General features: G+C 57.0%; 23 protein-coding genes. 11 read left to right on the plus strand and 12 right to left on the minus strand.

All coding sequences use genetic code 11. The features are described 5' to 3' along the window. Window positions 1–72 precede the first annotated feature (72 nt). The 4 genes from ACZYTD_RS10205 to ACZYTD_RS10220 are packed head-to-tail and all read left to right on the plus strand — an operon-like array spanning window position 73 to window position 2099. Entirely contained in the window at window positions 73–201 is a 129-nt protein-coding gene (locus tag ACZYTD_RS10205; protein WP_463891764.1) for a hypothetical protein, read from the plus strand. Continuing rightward, window positions 182–688 carry a single-stranded DNA-binding protein gene (gene ssb, locus ACZYTD_RS10210; protein ID WP_463891765.1) on the plus strand — a complete coding sequence of 169 codons (507 nt, stop codon included), beginning with the start codon at window positions 182–184 and terminating at the stop codon, window positions 686–688. The genes ACZYTD_RS10205 and ssb overlap by 20 nt, the downstream gene beginning before the upstream one ends. A 9-nt stretch (window positions 689–697) precedes the next feature. Continuing rightward, window positions 698–934: a hypothetical protein gene (locus ACZYTD_RS10215; RefSeq protein WP_463891766.1), complete on the plus strand. Its 237-nt coding sequence runs from the start codon at window positions 698–700 to the stop codon at window positions 932–934. Then, the gene (locus ACZYTD_RS10220) at window positions 915–2099 is read left to right on the plus strand and encodes a tyrosine-type recombinase/integrase (RefSeq protein ID WP_463891767.1); all 1185 of its coding nucleotides are present in this window, start codon (window positions 915–917) and stop codon (window positions 2097–2099) included. The genes ACZYTD_RS10215 and ACZYTD_RS10220 overlap by 20 nt, the downstream gene beginning before the upstream one ends. 262 nt (window positions 2100–2361) lie before the next feature. Here ACZYTD_RS10220 and ACZYTD_RS10225 read toward each other — a convergent pair whose 3' ends face one another. Further along, entirely contained in the window at window positions 2362–4212 is a 1851-nt protein-coding gene (locus tag ACZYTD_RS10225) for an ABC transporter ATP-binding protein (protein ID WP_463891769.1), read from the minus strand. 276 nt (window positions 4213–4488) lie between these two features. On the opposite strand from ACZYTD_RS10225, the gene ACZYTD_RS10230 reads away from it, so the two are divergent. Further along, on the plus strand, window positions 4489–6183 hold the full coding sequence (locus tag ACZYTD_RS10230; RefSeq protein WP_463891771.1) for a SulP family inorganic anion transporter: 1695 nt from the start codon (window positions 4489–4491) through the stop codon (window positions 6181–6183). Between the two features lie 134 nt (window positions 6184–6317). Here the strand turns inward: ACZYTD_RS10230 and ppk2 are convergent, their stop codons facing one another. The 4 genes from ppk2 to nifB form a co-directional block, all read right to left on the minus strand. After that, window positions 6318–7136 carry a polyphosphate kinase 2 gene (ppk2, locus tag ACZYTD_RS10235; protein ID WP_463891772.1) on the minus strand — a complete coding sequence of 273 codons (819 nt, stop codon included), beginning with the start codon at window positions 7134–7136 and terminating at the stop codon, window positions 6318–6320. 139 nt (window positions 7137–7275) lie between these two features. Beyond that, window positions 7276–7842, minus strand: coding sequence for a nitrogen fixation protein NifQ (locus ACZYTD_RS10240; RefSeq protein WP_463891773.1), 567 nt, complete (start codon window positions 7840–7842; stop codon window positions 7276–7278). Between the two features lie 24 nt (window positions 7843–7866). Further along, the gene (locus ACZYTD_RS10245; RefSeq protein WP_463891775.1) at window positions 7867–8064 is read right to left on the minus strand and encodes a 4Fe-4S binding protein; all 198 of its coding nucleotides are present in this window, start codon (window positions 8062–8064) and stop codon (window positions 7867–7869) included. After that, window positions 8064–9482, minus strand: coding sequence for a nitrogenase cofactor biosynthesis protein NifB (nifB, locus tag ACZYTD_RS10250; protein ID WP_463891777.1), 1419 nt, complete (start codon window positions 9480–9482; stop codon window positions 8064–8066). Before nifB ends, ACZYTD_RS10245 begins: the two co-directional genes overlap by 1 nt. Before the next feature lie 584 nt (window positions 9483–10066). Here nifB and pykF point away from each other — a divergent pair. Next, window positions 10067–11479: a pyruvate kinase PykF gene (pykF, locus tag ACZYTD_RS10255; RefSeq protein ID WP_463891779.1), complete on the plus strand. Its 1413-nt coding sequence runs from the start codon at window positions 10067–10069 to the stop codon at window positions 11477–11479. A gap of 188 nt (window positions 11480–11667) precedes the next feature. Then, window positions 11668–15075 carry a mechanosensitive channel MscK gene (mscK, locus tag ACZYTD_RS10260; RefSeq protein WP_463891780.1) on the plus strand — a complete coding sequence of 1136 codons (3408 nt, stop codon included), beginning with the start codon at window positions 11668–11670 and terminating at the stop codon, window positions 15073–15075. A 90-nt stretch (window positions 15076–15165) separates the two neighbouring features. Here mscK and ACZYTD_RS10265 read toward each other — a convergent pair whose 3' ends face one another. The 5 genes from ACZYTD_RS10265 to ACZYTD_RS10285 form a co-directional block, all read right to left on the minus strand. After that, on the minus strand, window positions 15166–15747 hold the full coding sequence (locus ACZYTD_RS10265) for an NAD(P)H-dependent oxidoreductase (protein WP_463891782.1): 582 nt from the start codon (window positions 15745–15747) through the stop codon (window positions 15166–15168). Window positions 15748–15788: 41 nt separating this feature from the next. Further along, window positions 15789–16136: a hypothetical protein gene (locus ACZYTD_RS10270; RefSeq protein WP_463891784.1), complete on the minus strand. Its 348-nt coding sequence runs from the start codon at window positions 16134–16136 to the stop codon at window positions 15789–15791. Window positions 16137–16347: 211 nt separating this feature from the next. Beyond that, complete coding sequence (gene gstA, locus ACZYTD_RS10275) at window positions 16348–16953, minus strand: glutathione transferase GstA (protein ID WP_463891786.1); 606 nt, start codon at window positions 16951–16953, stop codon at window positions 16348–16350. 42 nt (window positions 16954–16995) lie between these two features. Then, window positions 16996–17430 carry a Cu(I)-responsive transcriptional regulator gene (gene cueR / locus ACZYTD_RS10280; RefSeq protein ID WP_463891787.1) on the minus strand — a complete coding sequence of 145 codons (435 nt, stop codon included), beginning with the start codon at window positions 17428–17430 and terminating at the stop codon, window positions 16996–16998. A 19-nt stretch (window positions 17431–17449) separates the two neighbouring features. Then, window positions 17450–19966, minus strand: a complete 2517-nt coding sequence (locus tag ACZYTD_RS10285) for a heavy metal translocating P-type ATPase (RefSeq protein ID WP_463891789.1) — start codon at window positions 19964–19966, stop codon at window positions 17450–17452. A gap of 177 nt (window positions 19967–20143) precedes the next feature. Here ACZYTD_RS10285 and ACZYTD_RS10290 point away from each other — a divergent pair, with 177 nt between their 5' ends. The 3 genes from ACZYTD_RS10290 (at window position 20144) to ACZYTD_RS10300 (ending at window position 21259) form a co-directional block, all read left to right on the plus strand. Beyond that, window positions 20144–20371 carry a heavy-metal-associated domain-containing protein gene (locus ACZYTD_RS10290; protein WP_463891791.1) on the plus strand — a complete coding sequence of 76 codons (228 nt, stop codon included), beginning with the start codon at window positions 20144–20146 and terminating at the stop codon, window positions 20369–20371. Between the two features lie 75 nt (window positions 20372–20446). Further along, entirely contained in the window at window positions 20447–20644 is a 198-nt protein-coding gene (locus ACZYTD_RS10295; protein WP_463891792.1) for a heavy-metal-associated domain-containing protein, read from the plus strand. A 42-nt stretch (window positions 20645–20686) separates the two neighbouring features. Beyond that, window positions 20687–21259 carry a flavodoxin family protein gene (locus tag ACZYTD_RS10300; RefSeq protein WP_463891793.1) on the plus strand — a complete coding sequence of 191 codons (573 nt, stop codon included), beginning with the start codon at window positions 20687–20689 and terminating at the stop codon, window positions 21257–21259. A gap of 77 nt (window positions 21260–21336) precedes the next feature. On the opposite strand, the gene ACZYTD_RS10305 is transcribed toward ACZYTD_RS10300, so the two are convergent. Continuing rightward, on the minus strand, window positions 21337–22482 hold the full coding sequence (locus ACZYTD_RS10305) for an aminotransferase-like domain-containing protein (RefSeq protein WP_463891794.1): 1146 nt from the start codon (window positions 22480–22482) through the stop codon (window positions 21337–21339). Between the two features lie 118 nt (window positions 22483–22600). Here ACZYTD_RS10305 and ACZYTD_RS10310 point away from each other — a divergent pair, with 118 nt between their 5' ends. Continuing rightward, window positions 22601–23107, plus strand: coding sequence for a MarR family winged helix-turn-helix transcriptional regulator (locus tag ACZYTD_RS10310; RefSeq protein ID WP_463891796.1), 507 nt, complete (start codon window positions 22601–22603; stop codon window positions 23105–23107). 88 nt (window positions 23108–23195) lie between these two features. Here the strand turns inward: ACZYTD_RS10310 and ACZYTD_RS10315 are convergent, their stop codons facing one another. Beyond that, window positions 23196–23357, minus strand: a complete 162-nt coding sequence (locus ACZYTD_RS10315; protein WP_463891798.1) for a rubredoxin — start codon at window positions 23355–23357, stop codon at window positions 23196–23198. Window positions 23358–23408: the final 51 nt, after the last annotated feature.

Here is a 23408-nt window from a genome sequence, read left to right on the forward strand (position 1 = left end):
GTTCGGCCTTACCCTCGGCGCCATGGCTGCAGCCGTGGTGCTGACCGTTGTCATTTTTACAGGGGGAGTAGTGTGAACATCCACCGCAGGCGCCGGGCTTGGTTCTGGCAGGAGAATAGAGTGTTCGATTTTGATGAGCAGTGGCGCGAGATGGAGCGCCGGGAAAAGAAGGGGGATGGGGATGGCCAGTCGCGGAGTTAACAAAGTAATCCTGATCGGCAACCTAGGCCAGGACCCGGAAGTGCGCTACATGCCAAACGGGAAAGCAGTGGCCAGCATTACGGTGGCCACTTCAGAAGAATGGAAGGACCAGCAAGGCCAGAAGAAAGAGCGGACTGAGTGGCACCGTTGTGTCATCTACGCTCGCCTGGCCGAAATAGCCGGGGAGTATCTGAAGAAAGGGTCCAAGGTTTACCTGGAAGGACGCCTGCAGACTCGCGAATGGCAGGACCAGCAAGGAACAAAGCACTACACCACGGAGATCATCGTGGTAGAAATGCAGATGCTGAGTGGACGCGATGTGGCGAACGGCCAGCAATCTCCACCAGCATCCAATAAACCACCAGCAAATCAACCTCCAGCCGCGAGCAGCCGGACCACCAGCGAGCCACCGCCGAGTTTTGATGAGGATGATATACCCTTCGGCTATATCGGTATCAGCGGCAGAGCTCTGCTGCTTTCAATGTGAGGTGACAATATGCCTAGACTGATGAAAGCCAGCGCGTGGGCTAAACGTGAATTTTCAGCCGGGTCCGTTCCTGACAGCCGCACCGTCAAGCGATGGATCGAAAACGGAAGGGTGAAGGGCAGGATCATTGACTCGAGCCTGTATGTCTTCGAAAACGAGACATTCGGTGTGAAGAGCGAGATAAGCGCCACCGTAGAGGCGTTGATTGCAGGGAGTAGAAAAAATCATGGCAGCCAGGCCGCGTAACAAAGCAAACCGTACCCTGCCTGATCACTTGTACCATGATCCGGTGCGGGGGACCTATCGCTTCACTCTGGTGAACGGACGCCGCATCACTATTGGCTCAGATCGGGTTGCCGCCATCGAAATCGCCAGGGAGTATAATCTGCGCATGCGGCCAGCGGCTGGTGTTGGTGTGGATGATCTGATCCGCTTGACGGGCGGGATCAACGGCGAGTCAGCCCCGCTTGCCGAGCATATCGACAGGCTGTTGGCGCGCATTATCCACGATGAGCAGCCAGCGGGTGACACGCTATCCACATTCAAGAATGATGCTGAACGCTGCAAGGAGTTCTTCACTGCGGTCCCTGCCTGCGATATTACCCTGGAGCATGTGAACGCCTATCTGGATAAGCACCACCCAACCGCAAGCGCCAACGTCTACAACCGCAAGATCAGCTGGCTGAAAAAGCTCTTTGCTTACGCAATGGATGAGAGCTTGATGTTGGAGAACCCTGCGGCCAGAAAGAAGATGAAGCGCACCAGCAAGAAAGAGCGCCGCCGCCTCAGCATGGCAGACTTCAAGCAGATCAGAGCAAGCGCCCCGTTGTGGATGCGAACAGCTATGGACTTGGCGTTACAGTGTGCCCAGGCCCGACTTGAAGTAAGCCGCATCCGCTACTCAATCAAGAAGCCAAAGGAGGGAGTGTGTGGCTGCGTCTGGTTCGATGGCGAGCAGGGCGGGATATGGGGGATGCTCTACATACACCGCCAAAAGGTGGCCGACAAAGAAGCATCCCATGTGGCCATCCCCATCGGTACCGAGCTCAAGCGGATCATTGATGAGTCACGCGACAACGTCGCCAGCCCCTATGTAGTTCACCGGGTACCCGAGCGAACCGTCAAGCGGAGCAAGGAAACCACCCACCCTACCCAGCTGGCGCCAGACTACTTGAGTCGGGCCTTCTCAAAGCTGCGGGACCAGGTCGGCGTGGCAGCAGATTTGCCAGAGTTACAGCGCCCAACCTTCCACGAGATACGCGCCCTGGCCGCCCACCTGTTCGACCTGCAAGGGGTCAATCCGCAGGCAAGAATGGCGCACACAGATGCCGACAGCACCAAGATTTATACCCGCGATCATGTCGAATGGGTTGAGGTTCCACATGCGGAAATCAAGCTAAACGCTGGGTAAAACGATCACCTAACATATTGATTCATATAGGGCGAAAATTGCCAAAAATGCACTGTTTGTATATACACCAGATCGAGCCGCAAGCCTTGCCATTACTGGCCTAAGATGGAATATGCGCGCGGTCATGGGGTGTCAGGGGTCGGAGGTTCAAATCCTCTCGCGCCGACCATACAACCCTCGAAAAAGCCTCACTTTTTAGTGAGGCTTTTTTGTTTTCCCGCCAAACCGGATTTATCGGGGCGCTAGCCCCGACTTCATCTGATTATTCCTCGGTTATCTCTTCTATCTCTTCACCGATAAAGCCGCCAGTCTGGTGAGCCCACAGCTGGGCATAGATGCCGCCTAGCCGCAACAACTCGGCATGAGTTCCCTGCTCCACTATATGGCCCTTATCCATCACGACCAGGCGATCCATGGCCGCTATGGTTGAGAGACGGTGGGCGATAGCAATCACTGTCTTACCCGCCATCAGCTTATCCAGACTCTGTTGGATCGCGGCCTCTACTTCCGAATCCAGAGCCGAGGTGGCTTCGTCCAAAATCAAGATGGGGGCATCCTTGAGCAGTACCCGAGCCAGAGCAATTCGCTGACGCTGACCCCCAGAGAGCTTGACCCCGCGCTCGCCCACCTGCGCATCGAAGCCGGTGCGCCCATGTGGGTCTGAAAGGGTAGCGATAAACTCCAGCGCCTCAGCCTTGCGCGCGGCTTCCAGGAGCTCCGCCTCACTGGCATCGGGACGCCCATAGAGAATGTTCTCGCGCACCGAACGATGCAGCAACGAGGTATCCTGAGTCACCATGCCAATATGAGCACGCAGGCTATCTTGCGACACCTGGCTAATATCCTGGCCATCGATCAGGATGCGACCGCTCTCAATGTCATAGAAACGCAATAGCAGATTGACCAGAGTAGACTTGCCGGCCCCAGAGCGCCCGACTAAACCAATCTTCTCGCCAGCACGGATGTGCAGATCCAGATGATCAAGCACCCCAGAGCCCTTGCCATAATGAAAATCGACCTGCTCAAAACGCACCTCACCCGCAACAGGCTGCAACGCCTGGGCGTTGACCACATCCGGAACCTCTTGGGGTTTAGAGAGAGTCGCCATGCCATCGGCCACAGTGCCAATGTTTTCAAACAGGGCACTGATCTCCCACATGATCCATTGGGCCATACCATTCAGCCGCAAGGCCAAACTCACCGCTATGGCAATGGCGCCTATGCTGATGGCACTCTGCATCCATAACCAGATGGAGAGCCCGGCCACAGCAAAGGCCAGCAAATAGTTGAGCACCTGTACGCTGACACTGATCCCGGTAGCCAGCCGCATCTGTTGATAAACAGTCGCCAAAAATTCCTGCATGCCATTTTGGGCGTAATCAGCCTCACGTTGGGTATGCGAGAAGAGTTTGACGGTCTGGATATTGGTGTAACTGTCCACTATGCGCCCTGTCATCATGGAGCGCGATTCGGCTTGATCGGTGGAGACTTTTTTGAGTTTGGGCACAAAGTAATACTGAATGCCGATATAGGCCGCAAGCCAAACCAGCATGGGCAACATCATGCGCCAGTCGGACTGGGCCACCATCACCACCATGGAGGTAAAGTAGACCAGCACATAGACCAGCACATCCAGCAACTTCATCACGGTTTCCCGTACCGCCAGCGAGGTCTGCATCACCTTGGTGGCGATGCGCCCGGCAAAGTCATTGCTGTAAAAAGAGAGGCTCTGCTTGAGCAGATAGCGGTGGGCCAACCAGCGGATCACCATAGGGTAATTGCCCAGCAGGGTCTGGTGTACCAACAGAGAGTGGATGAGTACCAATAGTGGTAAACCCACCAGCATCAGCGAGCTCATCCACAGCAGCTTGATCCCCTCGTCGCTAAACAGGGTCTGTGGAGTATGGGCCACCAACCAATCCACCAACTGTCCCAAAAAGCCAAACAGCGAGACTTCAGCGATGGCGATGAGAGCGGTCAGCCCAGACATCAAGAGCAGATAGGGCTCCATACCCCGGGTATAGTGACGGCAGAAGGCATACAGGCTTCCTGGCGGCGGGGTCGGGTCTTCAGCTGGAAATGGCCGGATAAGACGCTCAAAAAACGCAAACATGAAAAATTCCTTAGCCGCACGTCGAGGGCCATGATGAAGGTCGCAGCCTACATTGTGAGCCAGACCGCAAAAAACAGCATTAGATTAATCTGAGAGTCTCTCGGCTCAGTATCAAAAAATGCGCCCCAAAACAGAAAATAGCTCCTCTGCGGCAGATCACATGGCGGGATGGCGAGGATAGAGCACTCATTATGCGTTCGCACACCAGATACCCTATCTCACCCTTATGTCATGGACTATTCTCAGAAGCATAGACCTCTTCATCTGGAACACAGTATGAGCACTCCCAACGCCCCCGGCCCGGGCCATCAGGGCTCCAACAGAACAGCCGATCTGGTGGCCGGGCTCACCGCCTCGGCCGTGGTTCTGCCCAAAGCCATGGCCTACGCCACGGTGGCCGGTCTACCGGTTGCCGTCGGTCTTTACACGGCCTTTATCCCCATGCTGCTCTATGCCTTTCTTGGCGGCTCGCGGGTTTTGAGTGTCAGCTCCACCACCACGCTGGCCATATTGGCGGGAACCGAACTGGCCATAGTGGTACCCGATGGCAACCCGGCACAGTTACTCACAGCCACTGCGACCCTCACCGCTCTGGTGGGTATCATACTGATAGGCGCCTCACTGTTGCGGCTTGGCTTTGTGGCTAATTTTATCTCGGTTCCGGTTCTCACTGGCTTCAAGACCGGGATTGGCTTGGTGATAGTTCTGGATCAACTGCCCAAGATGCTGGGCATACATATCCAAAAACAGGGCTTCTTCCATGACCTGTGGCAGATAGGACAGGCACTGCCTGACTCCTCGGGCGTAACCATAGTGATGGCCCTGGTCACCCTCTTCATCCTCATCGGCATGGAACGAATGTGGCCCCACTCCCCCGCGCCACTGGTCGCCATCGGGGTCGGCATTGCCGCAGCTTGGGGCCTCTCACTACACGCCCAGGGATTGGCCATAGTTGGCCTGATCCCTCAGGGACTTCCCTCCCTCACGCTGCCCACTCCGGATCTGATGGTGCAGCTTCTCCCTGGTGCCTTGGGTATCGCCTTGATGAGCTTTACCGAGAGTATTGCCGCCGGGCGCGCCTTCGCTCGAGCCGATGAACCGCAGATCAATGCCAATCGGGAACTGCTGGCCACAGGTGCCGGTAATGTGGCAGGCGCCCTGTTTGGGGCCATGCCCTCCGGCGGCGGTACCTCACAGACGGCCGTGGTTCGCGCCACCGGCGGCCAGAGCCAACGGGCCTCTTTCGTCACCGCCCTGGTAGCCTTGGCCACCATGTGGTGGCTGGCGCCACTGCTGGGACAATTACCCAATGCCACCTTGGCTGCCGTGGTAATCGTCTACTCGCTGGGCCTGATCCAACCCGCCGAATTCAGGGCCATTCGCAAGATCCGCACCATGGAGTTCCGTTGGGCACTCATCGCCTGCCTGGGAGTACTGCTGCTGGGGACCCTGCAAGGCATAGTGGTGGCCATCATAGTCTCGTTACTGGCCCTGGCCAGCCAAACTGCACACCCGGCTGTCTATGTGATTGGCCGTAAACCAGGTGCCGATGTCTTGCGTCCCCTCTCGCCTGAGCATCCAGAGGATGAAACCTTCCCAGGCTTACTGATACTAAGACCTGAGGGAAGGCTCTTCTTCATCAATGCCCCCCATGTAGCCGAGCAGATGCGCGGCATGATGCAACAGTATCAGCCTAGCGTCGTCGTGCTGGATATGAGTCGGGTACCGGATATGGAGTATTCAGCCCTGCAGATGTTGATCGAGGGTCAGCAGCGGGTGGAGCAGCAGGGCATTGAGCTGTGGTTAGCGGGGTTAAGTCCGCACGTGCTGGAGAATGTACGGCATAGCGGACTGGCCGAGACACTAGGCCCGGATAGGCTATTGTTCAACACCCGGGTCGCGATTGCCCATTACCAGCAACGGGTTAATACCCAAGCTGAAGCAGCCCAAACATCAGCGCTGAACAACTGATACGCCGCGGCACAATAAAACCGAGGGCGGAGGCCATACAGGCTCCGCCCTCTCTTACTACTCCTGCTGAACTATTTCACCAGGCTGAAACACTCAGGCCACTAATGCCTCGAGCGCAGAGCCCGCTGGCTTGATCAGTACTTTTCCGGAATATAGCGGAATGGATAATCCATTCCCTTGTAGCGTCCAATCTTGCGCTTGGACAATTTGACTGGCTCCATCGGCACATCTTCATAGGGCACATGAGCTAGTAGGTGAGAGATGACATTCAGTCGCACCCGCTTTTTATCTTCGGAGTTGGCCACAAACCAGGGAGCCCAAGCTGTGTCACTGGCGGCAAACATGGCATCCCGCGCTGCGGTATAGTCATCCCAATGGTCGTAGGATTTCACATCCATAGGCGATAACTTCCAGATCTTGCGACCATCATCGATCCGATCCCGCAATCGACGTTCCTGCTCTTCCGGGCTGACCTCCAGCCAATATTTGAGCAAGATAATGCCCGACTCCACCAAGGCTCTTTCGACCAAGGGCACACCTTCAAGAAATTTAGTCGTCTGCTCTGGGGTACAAAAACCCATGACCCGCTCAACACCCGCCCGGTTGTACCAACTGCGATCGAAGATCACAATCTCGCCAGCCGCTGGCATGTGTTTGATGTAGCGCTGGAAGTAAAGTTGGCTTTTTTCACGTTCAGTCGGTGCCGGCAAGGCAATGATCCGGAACACTCGCGGACTCACCCGCTCTGTGATGGCCTTGATGGTTCCACCTTTACCAGCACCATCTCGCCCTTCAAACACTATGCAAACCTTGAGTCCCTTATGCACCACCCACTGCTGCAGTTTGACCAACTCTTCATGCAGATGCCGCAGCTCCTTTTCATAAGCCTTCTCACTCAGTGGTTGAATTGGCTCGGTGAGCGGCGGCGCAATTTTCTTTTTTCCTTTACTCATAACTCTCTCCTACAGGTAACCCATGATCCGGAGCCTGGCGTCCACCACTCCGTATCATTGAGTTATAGCAGATAGCGCGCTCACTTACCCGAATGGGCCTGGCTCACCAAGCCCAAAGGGAGAGCCTGAGTATTTAGCTTTAATGTGTCTCCGTCACAAAACAGAGATCATAGGAGGGGCAGATATCGCAACTAGGGGAGCGACAGACCAGCCCCCCCTCCTCCTGACACTGTTCACGGTAGAAGAACTTCTTCCAACGCATGTTGTTAACATTTCGCGCCACCAGTTCAGGAAAACAGGCTTGCATCAGTGCTTTCAACTCCTGGCGCGAATCCAGCCCCAAATCTTGCCACAGGTGACTAAACCCCAAGCAGGCCGTGGCAATCAGCTCCGCCATCAGGCTGGCCTCGGGCACGACAAACTGCTGGAGCCAGATCTGCAACTGCTCTTGTTCCTGGGCGCGAGGGGCGGCCAGCTCAGAGAGCAGGGCCTGCCGTTGCCGCACCACATCCCCCACACAGGGGTCACAGCCATAGTCCCGGCACAGTAGCAGATAACGCCACTCACCGAGCCCCATATGGCAGGGCAACAGACAGCGCCCCTGATTAAACAGTAACAACAGATGACCAACCCAGCGTTCACCGCCCCAGGCGCTTTGATCCTGGGCCACCGATGCCAGAGGCGCCGGCTGATAAGCATGAATCATAGAAGACACCTCACTCACGCCGACTTATCTGGCCAACACACAGATGGCGCCCGGTACCGGACAGATCTGCTGGCAGCGAGGACCGGCCTTATTCTCCCGGCACTCATTACAGCGTTTGCTCCGGATCTGGAACTGTCCCCCCTCCTCTGTGATGGCAGAGCGAGGGCAGATCTCCAAACAGTTATAACAACCCACGCACAGCGTGGTGATCTGACAACTCATCAGGCCACACCCACTCGCTTGCCTTGGCTCGGGGTAGCAGGACGCTGTTGCCACCAGCTCTGCAAGGCCTCACGGACCGGCTGCCAAGCATACTCCACCACGGGTTGAACCCCTTGGCTCTCCAGCTCCTTCCAGGGTGCCATGCCCAAACGGGCACAGAACACCGCATCCACATCCCCCAGCAGGGTCAACACCCGACTCAAGGTATCCTCCTGCTCGGGCTCGTCACACTCGCTGCTGCCTTTACAGTAAAGAGGCACATGACGCTCACCCACCATGACGGCGCCCTCGCTGGAGACAGCATAGATCTGGAAGCGCTGGGCATGACCAAAGTGCAAGTCGATCACTTCACCCTCCTTGCTGGCCACCGCCACCAGACAGGCATCCTCATCTTCCGAGGCACCTTGGGTGGAGAGAGCGGCCTGAATGCGGGTACGGCGCTGCATCACCTCTTCATAGGGCTCCTGCTCGGCAGGTAACTGATCCAGATTGAACTCTTGGCTACGATCCTCACCCAGCATGCCCACCGCATCGGCGCGGCATTGCTGGCAGTGACTCATCTGTGGCATAGAGCCGCCACACAGCTCACGAACTTGATCCACCTCATACGGCAGCGGCTCCCGTTGACCATTCAGGCCAAAATAGGTGCCATGCTCGGGCTTGGAGATGAGCGGCATTATGTTGTGCAAGAAAGCCCCCATGTTGCGAATGGCTTCGCTCACCTCGGGCAGATGCACATCGTTGATGCCAGGGATCAGCACTGAGTTGACCTTCACCAGCACTCCGCGCTCCACCAGTTTTTGCATCCCTTCGAGCTGGCGGTCGATGAGAGCCTGAGCGCCCTCCTTGCCACTCAGGCGCTGACCATCCAGGTAAATCCAATCATAAATACCCGCCGAGACATGAGCATCAATGGCATTCATGGTGATGGTTACATGATCCACCCCCAACTCCACCAGATGATCCACCGCCTGAGGCAAGGCCAAACCATTGGTCGAGACACAGAGCTTCACGTCGGGCAGCGCAATCCGCAATCCTTCCAAGGTGTCGAAGGTACGCGAGGGGTTGGCGAGAGGATCACCAGGGCCGGCAATACCGATCACCGAGAGTTGCGGGATCGCCGCCGCCACAGCACGCGCCTTGCGAATGGCCGCCTCTGGCTTAAGCAGCTCGGAGACCACCCCCGGCCGTGACTCATTGGCACAATCATATTTTCGATTACAGTAATTGCACTGCACGTTGCAGGCCGGCGCCACAGCCAGATGCATACGCGCATACCTATGATGGGCGGTCGGCGAATAACAAGGGTGATGAGCTACCTTGTCAGCCACAGAGCGGGAGAGACCACCAACCCCGGCACTGGGGCGTGGGCTGCAACTGCTACCGCAACTGGCGGTACGGGAAGATGAAGTACTCATACTGGCTTTCCTTGCGCTGATAGAGGGGCTGACTAGCTACAAACTGTCTGTGCAAGGATTACGCCGCCACATTGAAATCAAAAAAAAACATTACAATACAATGCGTTAAGAGTATTCGCACCCAACAGCCTATTTGCAGCAATCCGACAATGTGACAAAACGCACAGAGCCGGGTGACAACAGATCTACCCACTGCAACCTTGACCTCTCTCGCTTAAATTCCCACGCCTCGAATTCCCCTCTTTAATCTCGAATTCCCCTCTTTAATATGGAACACAGCTCTATTGCATTGAGCCGAGCCGTGAGGTGCTCATATGCAACCGCCAACTCTCTAGGCAACCTATTTCTAGCTCAGTTTTTTTAGGAGAAGAGGGGATTGGAAGGTCGTGTGCTCCTCCAAAATGTCGTTTTGGCGGCCGCAGAGGCTGAGTGAAAACTGGTTAATTACGAGCTAACCCTGCGCCAGCGCAATAAAAATGCAGATATTACATTGTGAAACGCTTTTCCAGCCTCACCACTTTTCCGCAATAGCATGTAGAATGCTGGCGGGAAATTTTGGATATGACTCTCGGAGAGCTAGTTCGATGAAAAAGACCAAGATCGTGTGCACAATCGGTCCGAAGACCGAATCTAAAGAAATGCTGAACAAGATGCTGAGCGCTGGCATGAACGTTATGCGCCTCAACTTCTCTCACGGCGACTATGTTGAACACGGCAACCGCATCAAGAACGTGCGTGAAGTGTGTGCAGAGACTGGCAAGCAGTGCGCCATTCTGCTGGACACCAAGGGCCCAGAAATCCGTACCATCAAGCTGGAAGGTGGTAACGATGTGGATCTGGTTGCCGGTCAAACCTTCACTTTCACCACCGACAAAACTGTCGTGGGTAACAAGGATCGCGTGGCTGTAACCTACCCAGGTTTCGCTGCCGACCTGAAGGCTGGCAACATTGTGCTGGTTGACGATGGTCTGATCGGTCTGGAAGTGACCTCTGTCACTGCTACCGAAGTTATCTGTAAGGTGCTGAACAACGGCGCGCTGGGCGAGAACAAGGGCGTTAACCTGCCTAACGTCAAGACCTCCCTGCCAGCACTGGCCGAAAAAGACAAGGCTGACCTGGTATTCGGTTGCGAGCAAGGCGTTGACTTCGTTGCTGCCTCCTTCATCCGTAAGAAGGAAGACGTGATCTCCATGCGTGAGCACCTGAACGCTCACGGCGGTCAAGCCATCCAGATCATCTCCAAGATCGAAAACCAAGAAGGCCTGGACAACTTCGACGAAATCCTCGAAGTCTCTGACGGCATCATGGTTGCTCGTGGCGACTTGGGCGTTGAAATCCCGGTTGAAGAAGTTATCTTCGCTCAGAAGATGATGATCGAGAAGTGTAACAAGGCTCGCAAGGTTGTTATCACTGCTACCCAGATGCTGGACTCCATGATCAAGAACCCGCGTCCGACTCGCGCCGAAGCCGGTGACGTAGCCAACGCCGTTCTGGATGGTACCGATGCAGTCATGCTCTCTGGCGAATCCGCCAAGGGTAAGTACCCACTGGAAGCTGTGACCATCATGGCCACCATCTGCCAGCGTACCGATGGCGTTATGCCTTCCAACCTGGACATCGCCAACGACAACGGCAAGCTGCGCATCACTGAAGCCGTTTGTAAGGGTGCTGTTGAAACCACCGAGAAGCTGGATGCCCCGCTGATCGTGGTAGCAACCGAAGGTGGTAAGTCTGCCAAGGCTATCCGTAAGTACTTCCCGACTGCCTTCATCCTGGCGCTGACCACCAACACCAAGACCGCCCAACAGCTGCTGCTGACCAAGGGTGTGGTTCCGGTTGTGGTTGACAAGATCGCCTCTACCGATGACTTCTACCACCTGGGCAAGGAACTGGCACTGAAGTCAGGTCTGGCCGTCAAGGGTGACACAGTGGTTATGGTTTCTGGCGCCCTGGTTCCGAGCGGCACCACCAACACCTCTTCTGTACACGTACTGTAATTTCAACGAGTGTCGGCTCACGCCGACCCTCTAGAATCTCAATGACGGCTCTACGGAGCCGTCATTTTTTTATCCCTGCGCCAATTCCGATGCTAGAATGACCGCCGATCACGCCGCCGCGGCCGTTGGTATTGCCGCCTGCAGCAGCCCCTCGTTGTTTCTCAGAAAAATGGATTGGCAGAACTCCCATGACCCAACTATTTCCCCCTCTCGTTTTACGACGTTCAGGATTTGTCCACCTCGGACTCCTTCTGTCCCTCTGGCTGCTTTGCACCACGACGGCCACGGCAACGACCCAATCCCTGCCCGATCTGCCGGTGCGCAGTACAGTACAAAGCCAACTGGATCGACTCAGCAAGGCCGATAGCCCGACGGCGGCGGATCAAGCCAAGCGCGATGATCTGGATAAGACCCTGGCGCTGCTCGATAACATCGACAAGGAGCAGGAGAAGGCCAAGGCACAACAAAAGACGCTGGATGCCGCTCCTGGCAAGCTGCAGCAATACAACAGCGAGCTGGAAAAGCTCAAGAAGCCTCAGGATGAGGAGAAGCTCAGCAAACAGCTCGATGCCATGACCCTTCCCCAACTGGAGAAGCGGCTCACCCAGGAGATGCAGAGCCAGCAACAACTGCAGGCCGAACTGGCCGATGCCAGCAGTGAACTGACCACACTGCAGACCCTGCCAGAGCGGGCCCAGATCAGCATGAGCCAGGCCTACAACCGGACCCAGGATATCCGTACCCTGCTCGGCAGCGCCGCTGGCAAACATGAGCTCAAGACCAGCCAGCGCCAGTTACTGATCACCGAGCTGCATCTGCTGACCCTGCAACTGGATCAGCAGCAAAAGGATCTGGATAACAACACCAATATGCAGGATCTGGCGCTCAAGCGTCAGAATCTGGCCAGTGTGCAGATCCAACAGCTGGAGCGTCGTATCCAGCTATATCAGGACAAGATCAACGCCAAGCGCCTGAACAACACCACCCAGACTGCTGCCGATGCCACCAGTCAAGAGGAGGCCGCCAAACGGGATCCCGTTCTGGAGAAAGAGAGCAAGATCAATCAGCAACTGAGCCAAGAACTGATCGAAACAACCCAGAAGATCAACGACCTTGGGCAGGAGAATATCAAGATCAAGGGGTGGCTGGAGCGAGTCACCCAGACTGAGCGCAACCTGAACGAGCAGATCAACATGCTCAGGGGCAGCCTGCTGCTCTCGCGTATCCTCTATCAAGAGCGGCAGATGCTGCCGGACCCCAAGATCACCCTGAACCTGGATGAACAGATTGCCGATCTGCGGCTGTCCCAGTTCGATATCAACCAGCAGCGGGATCAACTCTTCCAGCGCGAGCAGTACCTGGACAAGCTACTGGCCAACAGCAATACCAGCGACAAGGTCAGCCAGAAAACCCTGCGTGACGATTTGAATGAACTGCTGGATAGCCGCAAAGAGCTGCTAGATCAGCTCAACAAACAGCAGGGCACCCAACTCAACCTCAGCATCAACATCAAACTGAACCAGCAACAGCTGCAGCGCGTTAACCAGACACTGCAAACCACACTGCAGCAGCAGATGTTCTGGGTCAGCAGCAACAAGCCGTTGGATTGGGCCTGGTTCAAGGGCATTCCCTCGGCGGTAATGAACCAACTGGAAGCGGCTAGCATCAACCTTCATCTGGATCAGTGGAGCCGCAAGACCCTGCCACTGCTGATCCTGGTGATCCCCATGGTCATCATAGGGGTTGTGCTGCGCTGGAAACGCCAGAGCCTGCGTGACAAGGTCAAGGCGCTTAGCAAGGATATCGGCAAGCTCAATCGCGACTCCCATCTGCATACTCCCAAGGCCCTGCTCTTTACCGGTCTGGAAGTGCTGCCGGGTGCCCTGCTCATCATGGCGATGTGCTTCTTGTTCCTCTTCAGCGGCTTGAGTGAACCCAAGGTGATCTGGTTCCTCTCCCTGCGCCTCTCCGCCGCCTATATGGCTTTTGCCATGTTGCTGAAGATACTCAGACCGGGTGGCATGGCCGAGAGCCACTTCCACCAGACGCCGAGCGAAACGGCACGCAAGTACCGGGCGCTCAAATATGTGTGGCGCGCCCTCATCCCCCTGATCGTCGTAGCGACGCTGGGTGAGCTGGATCCCTCCCGTCTGGCCGATGATGTGATTGGCCAGATCGTCACCCTGACCATGCTGGGGATCACCCTGTTTTTGGTCTATCCCCTATTCCGCTCCCGCTCCCACATGGGCGAACAAAATGATCTGCTGCAATGGTTCAGTGCTGCCGCCCTGACACTGGCCCCCATAGCCCTGATCGTATTGGTGGTGCTGGGTTACTACTACACGGCGCTCAAGCTGACCAACCGTTTCATCGATACCTTCTATCTCTTCATGGCCTGGAGCATTATCCAGCAGACAGCCATTCGCGGTTTGTCAGTTGCCGCCCGCCGCCTGGCCCACCGTCGTGCCGTCGCCCGTCGTGAGCAGCTCAAGCAACAGGAGGATATCGATGCCACCGAGCTTATCGAAGAGAAGCCGATGGATCTGGAGGATATCAACGAGCAATCCCTGCGTCTGACCAAGGTGGTGTTATTTGTCCTGCTGGCTGGCGGCTTCTACTGGCTCTGGTCTGATTTGGTGGCCGTCATCTCCTATCTGGACAGCATAGCCTTGTGGCACACCACCTCGGGTGTAGCAGGCAGCGAAGTATTGCAGCCTGTCAGTCTGCGCGACTTCCTGCTGGCCACCCTCTTTGCCGTCATAGCCTGGATACTGACCAAGAACCTTCCCGGTCTGCTGGAGGTGCTGGTGCTATCGCGCCTGCAACTGGGTCAAGGTGCCAACTACACTGTGACCACCATGCTCTCCTACACCATCACCACCTTAGGTGTGCTGCTCTCCCTCTCCACTCTGGGGATGGCCTGGGAGAAACTGCAGTGGTTAGTCGCCGCCCTCTCGCTGGGGATAGGTTTTGGTCTGCAGGAGATCTTTGCCAACTTTGTCTCCGGCCTCATCATCCTGTTTGAGCGTCCGGTGCGGATCGGCGATGTGATCACACTAGGTGGCTTCTCGGGCTCGGTCAGCAAGATCCGCATCCGTGCCACCACGGTCACCGACTTTGACCGCAAGGAGATCATTGTTCCCAACAAGATGTTCATCACCACCCAGCTGACCAACTGGTCACTCTCCGATACCACCACGCGCGTCATCTTGCGCATTGGTGTCGCCTATGGCTCAGACTTGGACAAGACCCGAGAGCTGTTGCTGCAGGCGACAAAGGAAAACAGCCGGGTGATGAAGGATCCGGAACCTGTGGTCTACTTCCTGAACTTCGGTGCCAGCACCCTGGATCACGAGATGCGTCTGTATGTGAAGGAGCTGGGGGATCGCAACCCGGCCATCGACGAGATCAACCGTCGCATCGACAAGCTGTTCCGTGAACATGGCATCGAGATCGCCTTCAATCAGGTGGATGTCTATGTCAAAAACATGGGCAGTGGTGACGAGCTCAAACTCCCCGTCTCGGCTGGCTTGCTGGCTGGGGCCGCAGGCGCGGGTGCCATAGGCACACCGCTGCCACCACCACCCGTTGTTTGATGGAGTTGGCTTGGTAGCACCACAATAAAGCAGAAACCCGGCATCAGGCCGGGTTTCTTGTTATGGGAGATAGCCGTGTTTTGAGCCTACTCAAATAGTCGAAGCCAAATGCTGCACCTCTGCCAGCCAGGCTTGTCGCTGCTGGGGAGAGCTGCTCTTCACTGGACCTAGGGCATGAATGGCCACAGGCCGGATGCCACAAAACTCCAGAATGCAGCGCTTGAGAATATGGTGTCCAGCCAGCTTGTAAACAAAACGATAATACCAACCTGGGGTATCCATGGTCACAATCGCCTGGGCACTGCGTCCTTTGAGCAACTTATCCCATAAGACGGAGTCAGGCTTGCGGTACTTGAAGGCAAAACCTGGCACAAATAGGCGATCAAACATGCCTTTGAGCAAAGCAGGCATGGTGCCCCACCAGGTGGGATAGACAAACACCAGATGCTCTGCCTGGCTGATGGCATGTTGCAGCGCCAACAGATCCGGCTCCAACGGCTGCACCTGCTTATACCCTTGGCGCAATATGGGATCGAACACCATATCACCCAGAGCATAAAAACCGACCCGGTTCCCCGCCTCAGTTGCCGCCGCGACATAAGCCTGAGCCAAGGCTGCGCAGTAGCTGTCCGCATCTGGATGACCCAATATCACCACGACCTCTTTTCCCATCGTTCGTTATCTCCCTCGCTCGGCAGCCAGACGTAACCTGACTAGCCATTGATCAATAGCAGCAGCAGAACCAGCAGTGCCGCCCCCCACAACAACCCGTCATTAAGCCAACTCCAACCACTGTGCTTGGATGAGGCGGCATTTTTTAGCATGGCCACTACGGCTGGCTCATAACGACGCGCCAGCACCTTAGGATCCCCTGAAGCCCAGTTGGCCAACCAACTCAAAGTACCGATCAAGGGCGTCATCAACAACAACACAGCCAAGGTGCCATTGCCATGGGTAAACGCCAGATAGCACCCTATGAGTAGGGTGCTCACATTGAGTAGCGTAAACCATACCAGCCGCTGACGATGCAGCAGCAATTTCCGTCCAGAGCTCGTATTCATCTCTTCTGTCATGGCATCCTGCCTCTATTTGCCAACATGGCGACTCACATCGCGACATGATGTCTCATTTGAGAAACAATTTCCCGAGCCATCAGGTGGGAGATATGACAGGTCGCCAGCCAGAACGAGCCACCCCAGACCTAGGCGCAACCGATAAAAAACCCGGCACTCAAGGCCGGGTCGCTGACAACGAATAAAGGCACGGTTGACGTTACAACAACCCTTCTTCGCCCATCGCCTGCTGCACCGATGGCCGGGCCAATACCCGGTCGCGGAACGCCAGCAGGTGGGGATAGGGGCTCAGATCAAAGCCTGTCGGTTTCGCCCAGTTGCTCACCACAAAGAGGTAGGCATCGGCAATACTGAAGTGATCGCCCGCCAGATAGGGGGTATAGGCCAAGACGCCATCCACATGGGCAAAGCGGCTAGCCAATCGTTCAATCACTTGGCTCTTGTACTCCTCGGGAGTCGTTTTACCGAACAGGGGCGAGAAGTTCTTGTGCAGTTCACTGCCGATAAAATTCAACCAAGCCAACAGACGATAGCGCGCCACTTCGCCTGCCGGCGGCACCAGCTGAGTAGCGGGAGCCAGATCGGCTAAGTAATAGAGAATGGCCGAGCCTTCGGTCAGGATCTCGCCATTATTCAATTCCAGTGCTGGCACATAACCTAACGGATTAATAACCCGAAAATCACGACCATCGGCAATGGTCTTATTGCGTAGATCCACTAGCTCCAGCGTGTAGGGTAATCCACATTCACATAGCACTATGTGTGAGGCCAGAGAGCAGGCTCCCGGCGTGTAGTAGAGTTTCATCACTGACTCCTGAGAATGAGTTGTTCGGGGGGTAACAGCCTGTTACTTATGAGCCCCATGACAGCAGTTTTTTTCTGCCTTGTCATCCTCTTCCATTGCCAATTGCCGCAAGATTGGGCAATCCGGCTGCTCATTACCCTGACACTGGTTAACCAACTCGGCCAGGCTCTGACGCATAGCTTGCAGATGCAGGATCTTCTGCTCCAGTTCCTGCATCTGCTCCTGAGCCAGCCGCTTCACATCGCCACTGGCCCGGGTCGGATCCCGCCACAACCCCAGCAACAGCTCAATCTGTTTGAGCGAGAAGCCCAACTCCCGGGACTGGCGGATAAACACCAGTTCCCGGATGCGCTCTTCGCCATACTTACGATAACCCGCCTCACTGCGCACCGGCTCGGGCAGGAGTCCGAGAGCTTCGTAGTGACGGATCATCTTGGCGCTCACGCCCGTGCGTTTAGCCAACTCACCAATATTCATTGCGCCGCCTCGCTCTTCATCATTGCGTCTCCCGAGCTGACTTATCCTGGCCCAACGGCCCGTTTCCCGAATCGCTGTTGCCCCTCGGTTGCCAGCGGCGCAACAGCAAGGCATTGCTGACCACACTCACCGAACTCAGCGCCATGGCTGCACCCGCCAATACCGGATTGAGCTGACCGGCCGCCGCCAACGGGATGCCGATGAGATTATAGATGAAGGCCCAGAACAGATTCTGGCGGATCTTGGCATAGGTGCGCCGGGAGATGTCGATGGCCGCCGCTACCAGACGCGGATCCCCACGCATCAGGGTGATGCCGGCGGTTTGCATGGCCACATCCGTCCCGGTCGCCATGGCCATACCGATATCGGCCGCCGCCAGCGCAGGGGCATCATTGATGCCATCCCCCACCATGGCGATGACCTTAGCCTCGTTCCGCCACAGCGCCAGGGCTTGCGCCTTGTCACCCGGCAACACATTGGCCTGGAAACGGCTGATCCCCAGCCGCTCAGCCAGGCGAGTGGCGCTCCCCAGATTGTCGCCCGTCAACATGGCGACCTGAATGCCGCTGTGTTGCAGTTGGGCTATGGCCTCCGCCGCCCCCGGCTTTTCCACATCGGCAAAGCCCATCCAGGCCAGCAGTAGGCACTCACCCTCACTCTCACGGCACAAAAAGGAGAGGCTCTGGCCCTGTTGCTCGGCGATGCGCACCTGTGCTAGCAACCCGGCAGGCAGAGCCATGCCCCGCTCGGCCAGCAAGCTCTGGTTACCCAGGAGATACTCGACTCCGGCTATCTGGGCCCGGATCCCCCGACCCGCCAGCACCTGGCTACTGCCGAGCGGTAGCAGCGCCAAACCCGCCAAGGTCGCCGCCCGGCGCAGAGCCTGACCCAGTGGATGTTCACTCCCCTGCTGCAGCGAGGCCGCCAGTTGCAAATATTCCCCCTCAGCAGTCGTGGCCACCGCAGCCACCAGTTGCTGCAGCTCGGGCTGCCCCAGGGTCAGGGTCCCCGTCTTGTCAAACACCACCAACTCGATGCGGTGAGCCAGCTCCAGAGCCAGGGCATCCTTGATGAGGATCCCCGCCCGCGCCGCGCTACCCGTACCGACCATGATGGCGGTTGGCGTGGCCAATCCCAAGGCACAGGGGCAGGCGATCACCAACACAGCCACCGCATTGAGCAGGGCTTGGGGCCAATCGTCACTGGCAAGCCCCCACCCCAGCAGCGTCAACAGGGCCACCAGCAGCACGACAGGCACGAAGAGGGCACTGACCCTATCCACCAACCGTTGCACCGGTGCTTTCTGGGCCTGAGCCTCCTCCACCAGCCGAATAATGCGCGCCAGCGTGGTCTCGGCGCCAATGCGCAGGGTCTCCAGCTCCAACATACCATCACCATTAATGGCGCCACCTGTCACCCTATCACCGACCTGTTTATCCTGAGGCAAACTTTCGCCGGTGAGCAGGGATTCATCCACCTGGCTACATCCACTCACCACCACCCCATCCACGGCAATGCGCTCGCCGGCTCGCACCCGCACTCTATCCCCCACTTGTACGGCCGCCAGGGGGACGATCCGCTCAGCACTTCCCTCCAGGATACAGACTGAATCGGGGCGCAGCGCCTGCAATGCCCGGATCGCCGAACTGGTCTGGCGCTTGGCCCGCTCCTCCAGCCATTTACCCAGCAGCACCAAGGTGATCACAGCCGCCGAGGCTTCAAAGTAGAGATGCGGGACACCGCTATGCTGATGCAGATAGTAATCGCGCAAGGAGAGCAACCAGAGCCAGCAGGAGAGCCCATACGCCGCCGTGGTGCCCAAGGCCACGAGCAAATCCATGTTGCCACTGCCCTGACGCAGGGCCGCCCAACCGGCACGGTAGAAACGCGCGCCCAACACAAACTGTACCGGTGTGGCCAGCAGCCACTGCCAGAGTGCAGGCAGGGCCAGATGTGACCCCCACAACAGCCCCACCATGGGCAGGATCAGCGGCAGGGTCAACAAGGCGCTCAGGGCAATGGGCAACCAATCCGGCCACTTGGCCGTTGGAAGCTGAAGCCTAATGTCATCTGGCCAACTGGCCTTAAACCCCAGTTGCGCCACCTTTTGGTTAATCGACTCCCGCTCCAGCGGCAGCAAACCCTGGATCCGGGCTCGAGTCGTAGCCAGATTGACGTTGACCGACACCACCCCAGGCAGGGTGGCTAACCCCAGCTCCAGGCGACGAACACACGAGGCACAACTCATGCCCCCTATGACCAGCTCAAACTCCTGCAACCGCAGATGAAAGCCCGCCTGAGTCACCACCTGCTGCAGCGCCTGGGGCGTCACTTCGGGGCTGGCTTCCAGGCTGGCCCGCGCCGTGGCGAAATTGACCGCAACCTGCTGCACGCCTGGCACCTTGGCCAGCTGGCGCTCCAAACGGCTGGCACACGCGCCACAGCTCATGCCTTGAATATCCAATTGCCAAGAACGCTGTGTGGCAGCCGCGGCAGAGGGCGCGGCGGTTGCAGCCGCAGGGGTCGTTGGGGTCATAGCAGGGCTCCTTACATATCGAGATAAGGCCAGCATCGACCTTACCATGAGGGTAAGGTCAAGCCGATTGTTTTACCTCAGCCAGGCAACCGGCTCGCGGTTGCCAATTAATGGCTATAGGGCTATTGACCTTTCCCCTGTGGTAAGGCGCAAAGTGGAGAAGCCCAGGAGGCTCCCATGCAATACTTTATTATCCCCGAGATGAGCTGCGGCCACTGCGTCGCCACCATACGCGCCACCCTGCAAACGGCGGCACCGGATGCCAAGATCGAGATCGATCTGGCCCAACATCAGCTGGCGATAGCGTCGCCGCTACAGGAGGAGCAGATCCAGATGCTGCTACAGCAAGTAGGCTTCAGCGCCACAGTGCTCGCCACCTGTAATGATGATGCGCCCACAGTGTAAAAACGTGGCCAACAGGAATTTTTTCACGATCTGGCTCACACTTGATCCTGAGCCAAAGCCAGTGCGAGGTGAACCATGCATACCTTTATTATTGATGATCTGATCTGTGAATCCTGCAGCAGTGCCATCACAGAGACCATACGCCACGCTGACCCCAATGCCCGGGTTGTCATAGATCTGGAGCAGTATAAGGTGGAGATCGACAGTGAGCTCAGTCGCAACGAGCTGGCCTCACGCCTGTTAGAGGCGGGCTATAACCCCAGCGAGTGCTGAATAACCGACGTTACTTAAGTTGTGTTTATCTAAGGAGCCAAGATGCGAAAATTAGTCGTGGTCTACCATAGTGGCTATGGCCATACCCAGAAACAGGCCGAAGCCGTAATGGCTGGTGCAAGCCAAGTGGCGGGCATAGATGCCGCCCTGCTCGCCATCGATAGCAATGGTGAGCTACCGGAAGAGGGCTTTGAGCAATTGGCGGCAGCCGACTGCATCATCTTTGGCGCGCCTACTTATATGGGCGGCCCCTCCTGGCAGTTCAAAAAGTTTGCCGACGCCAGCTCTCGTCCCTGGTTTGGCCAACTCTGGAAGGACAAGCTAGCGGCCGGCTTTACCAACTCGGCCAGCATCAATGGAGACAAGCTCTCCACCCTGCACTATCAATTCACCCTGGCCATGCAACACGGCATGCTATGGGTCGGGACCGGTATGCTGCCCGCCAACAGCAAGGCGGCGGTACGGAATGACATCAACTGGCTCGGTAGTTTCGCCGGGGCCATGGCCCAATCGCCCTCCGATGCCAGCCTGCAAGAGGGGCCGCTACCCGGCGATCTGGCCACGGCCCGCGCCTTCGGTCAGCGGGTGGCCGAGCAGACCCTGCGTTTGGGCTGAGGAGTTTGGCGCGCAAACGCCGAAAACGAAAACGCCACCCGTTTGGGTGGCGTTTTCGCTTTCGAAACCCCAGCGCGTTATTCGGCCAAGAAGACCTGACGCAGGCGACGTAACCCTTCAACCATCAACTCAGGCTCGGTATGGCTGAAGTTCAGACGCAGATAACCATGGGGCGGTTCATCCTCGGCGAAGAAGGCCTCGCCCGGCATAAAGGCGACCCCAGCCGCCAGGGCGGGTTTGAGTAAAGGACGGGTATCCCGCACCTGCTTCAACTTCAACCAGAAGAAGAGACCGCCCGCGGGCACCTCCCAGTCGGCCAAATCAGCAAATTCACTATCTAAGGCAGCGGCGAAGGCATCGCGACGTTCGCGGTAAAAGGCCTGCAACCGCTCCAGACGCGCCGGTTTATCCGCCGAACGCATATACTCCAGCGCCAACCACTGGCCCGGGCGATTAGTATGCAGATCGGCGGCCTGCTTCAAGCGCACCAGATGGGGCATCAGGCTGGGGTGGGCAATTAAATACCCGACGCGCAAGCCGGGGATCAGCACCTTGGAGAAGCTGCCCTGATAGATCCAGGGGGCCTTTTCCAGCAAAGAGCAGATGGGCGGCTTAGGAACGCCGTCATAATCCAGCTCACAGTAGGGCTCATCTTCCACCAAGGGCAAACCATAGCTATCCAGCACAGCGGCGGTGGCCTGGCGCGCCGCCACGTCATAACAGGTACCGGACGGATTCTGGAAGCTGGGGATGAGATAGGCAAAGCGCGGCTTGTGATCGCGGATCTGCGCCTCAAAAGCCTCCATATCCAGACCATGGCTGGTGAGAGGCACGCCATCACACTTGGCCTGGAACAGGCGGAAACTCTGCAGCGCCGCCAGATAAGTTGGCGACTCGACCAGCACATGGCTCTCTGGGTCGATAAAGAGCTTGGCGGCCAGATCCAGCCCCTGCTGGGAGCCGGAGAGCACCAACACCTGGTTGGCATCACAACGGATGCCCTTGCCTCTGGCCTCCAGAGCAATGGCTTCACGCAGCTCGGGCTCACCTTCGCTCATACCATACTGCTTGAGTCGGCTCGGCAACGCACTCCAATCCGGCTCGGGAAAGCTCCCGGCTGCTGGCAAACCGCCGGCAAACGAGATGACCCCAGGCTGTTGAGCCGCGGCCAAGATTTCCCGAATAATGGATGATGTTAAGTGCTGGATGCGCTGGGCGAACATGCCGACCTCCTGTCAATGGATCGCGAACCGCAACCGGCGCATTTGCTTTTTGGGCCGGTTCACGGTAAATAAGTCAGTTAAGTTGACCTATCTTGCCACCGGATATACTCAAGTCAATATGATTGACCAAAATAACCGCGCCCAACTGCATAAACTTGATGAGGCGCTAGAGCTGTTTCACTTCGCCTTCCGCGCCTTTACCGCCGGGCCTGACGCCATTTTGGCCGAGTATGGCCTGCAGCGGGTGCATCACCGCATCCTCTACTTTGTCGGCCGTCATCCGGCCATCAGCGTCAACGCCCTACTGCGCATTCTGGGGGTGAGCAAGCAAGCCTTGAATGGGCCACTACGAGTATTGCAAGAAAATGGCCTCATTCAGGCCAATCAAGATCAGCAGGATAGACGCATCAAGCGCCTCTCTTTGAGCGCCAAGGGGCAAGCTCTGGAAGATGAACTCTCCAACAGCCAACGTCAGCTGATGGCCAGTGTGTTTGGCAAGACGGGAGAAAAGGCCGAAGAGCAGTGGCGCACCATAATGCAACAGATCGCCGAGCGCCAATTTGCCCATCTGCTAACCAACCGCACGGCACACTCCGGACCGGAGCAAACTGGCGCCCAGCAATGAGCTGGTTTACCCGATAAGCAGAGCCAAAAAAGGCGCCGAGGCGCCTTGTATTGATCATGAAGCCAGAACCTTGCCGACAAGCCGGTGATCACTCCTCCAGGCTAAAGGCTTCCTTACTGGCTTCACACTCAGGGCAGAGCCAATCGTCAGGCACCTGCTCCCAAGGTGTTCCCGGTGCAATGCCATCCTCAGGGAGACCGGAACTCTCATCATAGATAAAACCACATACCTCACATTGCCACTTATGCATTTCGCCCCCTCTTCACATCTGCGCTTTGTCTCATCACACCATAGCAGATGC

This window comes from Pseudaeromonas sp. HNCC25DJ180, from assembly GCF_055413345.1.